Here is a 9,104-nt window from a genome sequence, read left to right as displayed (position 1 = left end):
GCCCGAAGAGCGGGGCGCCCAGCCCCGTGGTGGGCGTCTCCGCCACCGGGGCCACGGTGGGCCGCACCCCGCTGGCGGAGAAGACCCCCTGGGTGCTCGCGAAGGTGACCGGCAGGCCGGTGGCGATCCCGGAATAGGTGGCGACCGCCGCGCCGGTCGGAATCCCCGGCACGACCCGGAAGGGAATCTTCGCCTTGGCGAGTGCCTGCGCGTCGGCGGTGCCGATTCCGGTCAGCCACGGATCCGAGGAGTACAGGCGTACGACCCGCTCACCGGCACGGGCCCGGGTGACGACGACGGTGGTCGCCGCGGTCGCGTCCAGGACTGGTTTTGCCACGTCGGTATCGCCGATCCGCAGCACCTCGCCGGGCAGCTTGGCGACAATCTCCGGGGCGACGTCCGGATCGACGATTACCGAATCGGCCCCGGCCAGCGTCTCGGCGGCGAGAACTGTCAACAAACCGGGGTCGCGTGGGCCTGCTCCAACGAGGGCGACCGGGGTCAGAGGCTTCTTTGTGCGGCGGGTGGCCATGATCAGCGATTTCCCATCAGCGTCTGTGCTCCGGCGGACAACATCGTGTCCGCGAGGCGCTCTCCCAGCGCCCCCGGGTAAGTCGGCGGACCCGGTGATCCCGCGCCGGAGAACACGCTCCCTCTCCGGCAACGCGACCACGGCCCGTGGTCGAATGGCACCGGCGCCCGATGTTCCGGTGGACGCCATCGCGACCTCGGCGAAGGCGCCGACCAGCGCACCGCGACCGGCCTCAATGGCCGCCGGGTAGGCACGCTCGGCAACAACAGCAGCCCGCGATGGTGGACCGTCCAGTACAAACCGTAGCAGCCCGCGGGGAGTTGCCTGTCGTCGGTACAGTCCGCGCGCTCGAACCTGGGCTTCGACGCGTCCTGCTCACCTACGTGTTCGACTGCCAGCGCCTCCCTCCCGTCACCTCGCCGGACCTCTGCCCGGACGTCGCCATCTTGTTGAACGCTCCCGCCCGCGACATCCCGCCCACGGGACGGGACAACTCCGGCGCCTGTCGACAGGCTCTGCCGGATCCACAGCCCCGGGCAGCTCGTACACTGCTTCGCGACGCGCCGCCGAACCCTGCCCGCTGATCCAACAGCCCGCTGATCCAATGCGTCTATCGGCGCGGCCCTTATCCGAGTATCGACGTTACCTCGTATCGGCAGGATATTCAGTCCCGGACCGGGTTTGTGCCGCTGCGTCATCCACCGGGCCACCCGTTGGGCCTCGTATTGCGGCCGCCGGACGACGCGTCCGCGCCGGCCGCGGCCGGCCGCTAGGGCACCTCCGGCAGATCGGGTAACGAGACCACCGCGGGAGTCTCCCGCGGCAGATCGAACAGCTCCCGCAACGCCTCGGCGTAGGAATCACCGCCGGGGGCGGCGGCGAGCTGCTGGACCCGCACCGTCGGCGCGTGCAGGATCTTGTCCGCCACCCGGCGCACCGCCCCCTCGACCACGGCCCAGTCGCGCGCGTCGAGGTCGGGCAGCCGGGTGTGCAGCCGCAGGAGCTCCTCCCGGACGACGGCGGCGGCCTGGGCCCGCAGCGCCACCACCGTCGGGGCGACCCGGTGCGCGCGGCGGCGGTCGAGATAGGCGCTGACCTCGGAGGCCACCAGAGTCCGCACCGACTCGACGTCGCTGACCGCCTGCTGGCCCTCAAGGGCCGTCCGCAGCGTGTCGAGATCGATAAGGGTGACGCCGGGCAGTTCGCGGACGGCCACGTCGACGTCCCGCGGGAGCGCGAGGTCGAGCAGCACCAGTGGCCGGCCGCCGCGGCGGGCCAGCGCGTCGGCCACCACGCCCCGGGTCAGGACCAGCCCGGACGCGCCGGTCGAGGAGATCACCAGGTCGGCCCGGCCCAGCTCGCCCGCCAGGTGCGTGAGCGGAATCACTTCGGCACCGTAGGTGTCGGCGATCCGGTGGGCCCGCGCCGCGGTACGGTTCGCGACGACGAGGTCGGTCGCGCCGGCCCGCCGTACGACCGCCGCGGCCAGCGCCCCCACCGCCCCCGCGCCCACAAGCAGGACGCGTCGGCCGGCCAGCGCGCCGTCGGCGGGCGTGTTGCCGGCGGGTGCGCTCCCGGGTAAGGGGTCGGCCGCGTCGGCGGGCGGCGGCCCCCACTCGGCCGCGACCAGCCGTACCCCGACGGAGACGATCGACGCCCCGGCGGTGCCGATCGCGGTTTCGCTGTGCGCCCGTTTACCGACCCGCAGGGCCGTCTGGAACAGGCCCTCGAGGGTGGCGCCGACGCTCGCCTCGGCCTGGGCCACGCGTAGGGCCGACCGGACCTGGCCGAGGATCTGCGCCTCCCCCACCAGCATGGAGTCGAGCCCGCAGACGACCGAGAACAGGTGGCCGACGGCCCGTGCCTCGTGGTGGACGTACAGGTGCGGGGCGAGATCCGCCAGCTGGGTGCCGGTGATCCGGGTGAGCTGGTCGGAGACGTCGGCGACGCCGCCGTGGAAGGTCTCCACCTCGGCGTAGATCTCGGTGCGGTTACATGTCGAGAGCACCACGCTCTCCGCGACGGATCCGGCCTGCGACAGGTCGTACAGGACCTTCGGGACGTCGTCGTCCGGCACCGCGGCCTTCTCCAGGGTGGACGTGGGCGCGCTGCGGTGGTTGAGACCGACGACCAGCAGGCTCATGACGTCTCACCCCCGGTGGTGGCCCCCCTCGCGGTCCCGCCCGTCCCCCCGGGCGTGCCCACCAGCGGGCCGTCGGCGCCCCGCGTTCCCGGTGCCGGCGGCCCGGTGGGCGCACGGGTCACCACGGCCAGCCGCGGGTCGGCGGGCTCACCGGGGCGGCCCGCCCGGCGGCCGGGTGGACGCGTGGGTGCGGCCACACCGCCCGTGGCCGGCGCCGAACGCTTGCGAGCCTCGTGGAACGACAGGATCTGCAGTTCCACAGCGAGATCAACCTTGCGCACGTCCACTCCCACCGGCACCGACAACGCGATCGGCGCGAAATTGAGGATGCTCGTGATTCCCGCGGAGACAAGGCGGTCACACACTGCCTGCGCGGCCGCGGCCGGCGTGCAGATGACACCTATCGTCACCTGGTTGCGTTCGACAAGTGCTTCCATCTCGTCGAGCGGGCTGACCGCGACGCCGCCGACGGACTCGCCGATCCGGTCGGGATCGACGTCGAGCAGGGCGACCACCCGGAATCCCCGGGAGCGGAAGCCGGCGTAGCCCGCGAGCGCGTGGCCGAGGTTGCCGACCCCGACCAGCACGACCGTCCGGTCCTCGGTCAGCCCGAGCTCGGCGGCGATGCGGCCGAGCAGGAAGTCGACGTCGTAGCCGACGCCACGCGTCCCGTACGAGCCCAGGTAGGACAGGTCCTTGCGGACCTTCGCCGAGGTCATGCCGGCCGCCTTCGCCAGCGTCTCGGACGAGACCGTGCGGACCGCCCGGTCGGCGAGCGAAGTGAGGACCCGCAGGTAGAGCGGGAGGCGGGCGACCGTCGCCTCGGGCACGGACGAGCGTCCACGGGCAGCGCCGGCCGCCCGCCGAAGCTCAGTCATGTACGGCTCCCGCCCCACTCAAGACGCCCGGCCGCCGACGACGCCGGGCGCGCGGCCCCACAGTGCTCCGCTACCAGCTCCGCGGCGGGCGCCACGGTCGGTCTCGCGGTCGAACGACGCCGGTGGACGGCTGTCGGGGCGAGTTTACGACCTCGTGAAGGACTTCACGAAGTTGACATGATCTTGCACTCGGGTACGCCACGCGGCCGGCCCGTGATCATTTCTTGGACCGCCCCCAGCGGCCGACGGTCAACGCGCGCCGTAGACGGGCCTCCTCGACCCGCCAGTAGCCGTGCTCCCGCCCGTCGACGAGGATCACCGGGACCCGGTCGCCGTAGGCGTCGGCGAGCTCGGCCGAGGTGTCGACGTCGGTCTCGGTCCAGCCGGTGCCGGTGTCGGCCGCCACCCGGGCCACCGCGGCGCGGGCGTCGGCGCACAGGTGACAGCCGGCCCGGACCAGCAGGGTGATCCGTCGATCCGCCGCCCGCGCGGCACCGCCAATGGCGGCGGCGCCGCCGGTGACGTCGACGTCCGCCCGTACCTCGGCGCCGTCCACACTGGCACCGCCGTGCACGCTGTCAGCGCCACCGCCGGCGCCTCGACCCGCGGGAACCCTCGTCATCGCTGCGACCATCCGCTTCGATCATCATTTTCGATCATCAAAAGGCGCCGGGGCCGAAAAGATCCCCCGCACCGGGCAACAAAGCCGGAAAAGCACTTCGTCCCAGCACATGATGACGACCGTGCATCTTCACCTCGCTCCCCATGCCCGCCGGCAGGTCGTTGGCTACACTCAACTTTCCAAAGGGTTCCGGAGGATCAAAGGTAGCGCGATCATGCTCTTCACGCGCGCGGAGTTCCTGTCGAATCCGGGAGATGCGACGGATCCAGCTCCCCGGACGACTCGATGACGCCGCCCGCGCGGGAGGGGCGCCCGTCGGATCGCCACGGGGTCCCCTGGTCTCCGATCCGCGGGTTGCCGACCAGGCCCGTCTGATGGCCGTTGACACACCTCGACGCCCCTGACCCGAAAGGAGCAGGAAGCGGTCGCGTCGCCGTCGGCTTCGTCCGACCTGATCCGACACCCACCGGAGAATCCCGGTTCTCGAGCGGGCCACACCCCGCCCCGCCGGGCCTCCTCGATCTTTGGAGCCAGCATGCCCTCCGCCCTTTCCCGAACGTCGCGGGGGCGTGGAAGCGAGGACCCCCGCCCGGTGGACGGCCCGAGGCCCGGCCCGGTCTGTGCCGTCTCCCGCGGCGCCGCGGACCGATCACCGACGTGAACCCGCTGTGGGCGCAACCAGCTCTCGATCTCCGCGGCCGCGCGGCGCTGTGCGCCGGCTCCGCCCAGGTCGTGATGCCACGTGCCGATCCCACCTGTTGCCCGGCGCTGCGCGCCGAGCTGGCCCGCATTACGATCATGCTCCGGGCGGCCACGCCGGTCGGCCCCCCCATGGCCCACTCGGCGGGAGGGGCCTCGCCCGGCCAGCGGACGGCCCAGTCCACCTCCCCCGACGGCCTGGCCGGCCACGGGATGCCCGTCCCCGACGAGTCACCGTCGAACGCCCACCGGCCGGACGCCGAGCTCGCGGACCTGGTGCGCAGCGCCCAGCAGGGCGACGGCGAGGCGTTCGGGGAGCTCTACGACCTTTACATGGACATGGTCTTCCGCTACGTCTACTACCGGATAGGCAGCCGGACAGCGGCCGAGGACATCGTCAGCGAGACCTTCCTGCGCGCGCTGCGCGGCATCAGGACCTTCACCTGGCAGGGGCCTGACATCGGCGCCTGGTTCATCACCATCGCCCGGAATCTGATCATTGACTCCAGGAAGTCCCGACAGGCCCAGCTGGAGTTCCCCACCGACGACATCCTCTCGGCGGGGCGGGATCATGTCGTGTCCGGGCCGGAGGAGTCGGTACTGGACGTCATCACCGGCCGGGCCCTCATGGACGCCGTCCGCACGCTCAGCCCCGACCAGCAGGAGTGCGTGGTGCTGCGCTTCGTCGAAGGGCTCTCCGTCCGGGAGACCGCGCTGGCGATGGGCAAGAACGAGGGCGCGATCAAGGCTCTCCAGTACCGGGCCGTGCGCGCCCTGGCCCGGCGGCTCCGGGAGAACCCGGCCTGAAACCATTCCCGGCGCCACGGCCGGCCCGGTCCGGTCCCCAGTCCGGTCCGGGTCCGGTCCGGGTCCGGTCCGCCACTGCCGGCGTGGACCCGGTACAGCCGGTACGACCCGGCGCAGCCGGCGCGGCCCGCCGCGGGCATCCCCGGGTAGCGCCGCGGGCGGTGGCCTGCCAGGCGCCGGCCGTACACCCGGCGGACAGGCTCCCGGTGCCGCCGCGGGCGCTGGGCGTCCCGGGTACCCGCGGGCCGCGGATGCGCTGGTACACCGCCACGGGCCGTTCGCACCGTACGCTTCGCACGTCAACGCTTCTTCCAGGTCACCGTGACAGCACCCAGGTCACCGTGACAGCACCGTGACAGCTCCCGGATCACCGTGACAGCTCCCGGGTCACCGTCACAGCACGCTCCTTCCCCGCGCCGCGCACGCCCAGGAGATCATGATGCGGTTTCGACCACGCCCGCAACGGTCGGCGGACGACAAGGCCCGCGCGGCGGATGCCGAGGCCGCCGCCACCGCGGCCCTGAAGGTGGCCGCCGACCAGACGGCCAAGGCGCCGCCGGACCCGACCGCGGCGGCCTTCTTCGACGTGGACAACACCATGATGATGGGAGCGTCGATCTTCTACTTCGCGCGCGGGATGGCCGCGCGCGACTTCTTCCAGTCCCGCGACCTGCTGCGGTTCGGCTGGCAGCACGTCACCTACCGGGTTCTGGGGCAGGAGAACACCGACGGGATGCGCGACGTCAAGGAGGCCGCGCTCGCGTTCGTCGCCGGCCGTGAGGTCGCCGAGATCGTCCGCTTCGGCGAGGAGATCTACGACGAGCGGATGGCGGAACGGATCTACTCCGGCACCCGGGCCCTGGCCGAGCAGCATCTCGACGCCGGGCAGCGGGTGTGGCTCGTCACGGCCACCCCGGTGGAACTCGCCTCGGTCATCGCCCGGCGGCTCGGGCTCACCGGCGCGCTCGGAACGGTCAGCGAGGTCGTGGACGGACGTTACACGGGCCATCTCGTCGGGGAGCCGCTGCACGGCCCGGCCAAGGCAGCCGCGGTACGCGCGCTCGCCGAGCGCGAGCAGCTGGATCTTTCCCGGTGCTGGGCCTTCTCCGACTCGATCAACGACCTGCCCATGCTGTCACTGGTCGGCCACCCCGTCGCGATCAATCCTGACCCCGACCTCAAGGCCGTCGCCCGGGAGCGGGACTGGCCGATCAAGGACTTCCGCACCGCCAGGAAGGCCGCCCGGATCGGTGTGCCGACAGCGGCCGGGGTGGGCGCGCTCGCCGGCGGGGTGGCGGCCGGCATGGCGCTGCGCCGGCGCTATATCGGCGTGGCCGGCTGACCACCGAACGGCCCCGCCGTCCCTCGTCCTTCCGGACAGCCCTGCCACCTTCTTCTCGGACGCTTCTCGGACGCTTCTTGGACGCTTCTTGGACGGCCGACCGGACGCCTATCGAACGGCCGGGCCCGACTGGACAGCGGGCCGACGGGACGGGCCGGGCCGGCTGGACAGCCGAGACCGGGGCCGGGGCGCCTACCGGCGGCCGCTGGGCATGCCGGGATCGTTCGGCGTGCCCAGCCGGGTGGTGCGTCGGGCCCGCTCCGGCGGCGGCTCGGGCCGCCGGGCCACCCAGGCGATCGACAGGACCGAGGCCACCTCGATGACGGCCAGCCACACCGCCAGAAAAAGGTCATCTATGACGACCAGGACCGCGACCACGGCGGTCACCGACAGTACATATCCGGCGACGATGCCGCGGCCCACCCAGGTCCGCCGCGATCTCGCACGCCACCAGCCCACCCGCTGCCCGTCCACGGTCGTCACGGGTCAGAAGAATACCGACCGGCGCTGCATCAGCAGCCCGTAGAGGGAATGCTGAATCGTCTCCCGGATGCGGTCCGTGAGCTCGAACACCAGCATGGGGTCCTCGGCGGCCGCCGGGTTCGGTGATTCCGTCTCCACCGGTTCGCCGAACTCGATGAACCATTTCGACGGCAGCGGTACCAGGCCGAGGAGACCCAGCCACGGAAACGTCGGGGTGATCGGCAGGTAGGGCAGCCCGAGCAGCCGGGCGAACGTCCGGAAGTTCCCGATCATCGGGTAGATCTCCTCGGCCCCGACAATCGTGCACGGGACGATGGGGACGCCCGTGCGCAAGGCGGCCGAGACAAAACCTCCACGGCCGAAGCGCTGCAGCTTGTAGCGTTCGCTGAACGGCTTGCCGATCCCCTTGAAACCTTCCGGCCAGACCCCCACCAGGTGGCCAGCGGCAAGCAGCCGTTCGGCGTCCGCCTGGCAGGCGAGGGTGTTGCCGGTCTTGCGCGCCAGCGGTGCGAGGAACGGCATGGAGAACACCAGGTCCGCGGCGAGTATCCGCAGGTGCCGGTGGGCCGGATGATGGTCCATTATCGCCAGCGAGGTCATGATCGCGTCCAGCGGCAGGGTACCGGAGTGGTTGGCCACGATCAGCGCGCCGCCGGTGTCCGGAACGTTCTCCAGACCGCGCGTCTCGACCCGGAAATAGTTCTGGTAGACCGGACGCAGCAGCGGCGCGATGACGTTCTCGGTCAGGTCCGGGTCGAAACCGTGCTCGTCGACCACGTAGTCGCCGGTGATCCGGCGCCGCAGGAACGCGAGAAAGCCCGCGAGCGCCCGTTCCAGGCTGCCCGCGTTGGCCAACGGCTCGGACGGCAGTGCGGACGCCTGCCCGGCGCCGACGTCGTCGGCGGGAGCGGTCCGGCCGGAAGCAGCCGCCCGCTCCCCGGAGGCCCACGTGTCACCGGCCTCCGCGGTGGAGAACTCCCCGGGCTCCGGCGGTTCCCAGGATGCCTGGGGCTCCCTGGGAACCGCCGGGCCCCGCGCGCCGGCACCGTCAGGGCCTGCCGCGCCGACGCTGTCCAGCCGGGCGCCGACGCGACGTGCCGGCTCCCGGCCATGCGGCGCCAGCTCCCGGCCATGTGGGGGACCGGTGTCACGCCAGCGCTGGCCGCCGAAACGCTCCGCGTCCGTCTCCGTCCCCGCCGTCCCCGCTGGCGCGGTCGGCGCGGTCGTGGCTGAGGGGGGCGGATCGTTCCGGCGCGGGTCCGGGCCGGGGCCCTCGGCCCGCTGGGGGCCGGCGGCGCTCCCGCCGTCGGCCGGCCCACCGGCGTCGGTGCCGCTCACGGCGACCGGGTCATCGTGATCGCCCTCTGCCGGGTCCCGCGGCCGGGAACGGCGTTCCACCGCGCCACCGCTCGCCCTGACGCGGGCGTCCTTGCTGCCCAGCGGGATGATGCGCGCCTCACTCACATCCGTGACCACCTTTTCGCCGGACTTGCCCTGATACTCTGCGTGAGTCGCATACTCTGTGTGAGCTGGTACCCTGCGCGAGCTGGCCGATACCCTGTGCGAGCCGGCTCTGCGGGGGCCGCCCTGCGTGGGCT

The 9,104-nt window shown here is 72.3% G+C and carries 8 protein-coding genes; 2 read left to right on the top strand and 6 right to left on the bottom strand.

What is annotated here, in order from left to right; all coding sequences use genetic code 11:
- From NBW84_RS04575 to NBW84_RS04560, 4 genes are all read right to left on the bottom strand, one after another.
- On the bottom strand, positions 1 to 532 hold a 532-nt coding region (locus tag NBW84_RS04575; protein WP_250282000.1), incomplete at its 3' end, for an SAM-dependent methyltransferase.
- 769 nt (positions 533 to 1,301) lie between these two features.
- Complete coding sequence (locus NBW84_RS04570; RefSeq protein ID WP_250281999.1) at positions 1,302 to 2,675, bottom strand: glutamyl-tRNA reductase; 1,374 nt, start codon at positions 2,673 to 2,675, stop codon at positions 1,302 to 1,304.
- On the bottom strand, positions 2,672 to 3,553 hold the full coding sequence (locus NBW84_RS04565; protein WP_250281998.1) for a redox-sensing transcriptional repressor Rex: 882 nt from the start codon (positions 3,551 to 3,553) through the stop codon (positions 2,672 to 2,674). Before NBW84_RS04565 ends, NBW84_RS04570 begins: the two co-directional genes overlap by 4 nt.
- A 217-nt stretch (positions 3,554 to 3,770) precedes the next feature.
- Complete coding sequence (locus tag NBW84_RS04560) at positions 3,771 to 4,055, bottom strand: glutaredoxin family protein (RefSeq protein WP_445548553.1); 285 nt, start codon at positions 4,053 to 4,055, stop codon at positions 3,771 to 3,773.
- Positions 4,056 to 4,832: 777 nt separating this feature from the next.
- Here NBW84_RS04560 and NBW84_RS04555 point away from each other — a divergent pair.
- Together NBW84_RS04555 and NBW84_RS04550 are read left to right on the top strand one after the other, a co-directional pair.
- Positions 4,833 to 5,681, top strand: a complete 849-nt coding sequence (locus NBW84_RS04555) for a sigma-70 family RNA polymerase sigma factor (RefSeq protein WP_250281995.1) — start codon at positions 4,833 to 4,835, stop codon at positions 5,679 to 5,681.
- 439 nt (positions 5,682 to 6,120) lie between these two features.
- Positions 6,121 to 7,023: an HAD family hydrolase gene (locus NBW84_RS04550; RefSeq protein WP_250281994.1), complete on the top strand. Its 903-nt coding sequence runs from the start codon at positions 6,121 to 6,123 to the stop codon at positions 7,021 to 7,023.
- 192 nt (positions 7,024 to 7,215) lie between these two features.
- On the opposite strand, the gene NBW84_RS04545 is transcribed toward NBW84_RS04550, so the two are convergent.
- Both NBW84_RS04545 and NBW84_RS04540 read right to left on the bottom strand, forming a co-directional pair.
- Positions 7,216 to 7,506, bottom strand: coding sequence for a hypothetical protein (locus NBW84_RS04545; RefSeq protein ID WP_250281993.1), 291 nt, complete (start codon positions 7,504 to 7,506; stop codon positions 7,216 to 7,218).
- 3 nt (positions 7,507 to 7,509) lie between these two features.
- The gene (locus NBW84_RS04540) at positions 7,510 to 8,628 is read right to left on the bottom strand and encodes a lysophospholipid acyltransferase family protein (RefSeq protein ID WP_445548554.1); all 1,119 of its coding nucleotides are present in this window, start codon (positions 8,626 to 8,628) and stop codon (positions 7,510 to 7,512) included.
- Positions 8,629 to 9,104 lie beyond the last annotated feature (476 nt).

Source organism: Protofrankia sp. CiP1_Cm_nod2, from assembly GCF_920664355.1.
Classification (GTDB): Bacteria; Actinomycetota; Actinomycetes; order Frankiales; family Frankiaceae; genus Protofrankia.
The sequence above is the reverse complement of the archived record's forward strand: the minus strand, read 5'-3'. Positions and strand labels throughout refer to the sequence as shown.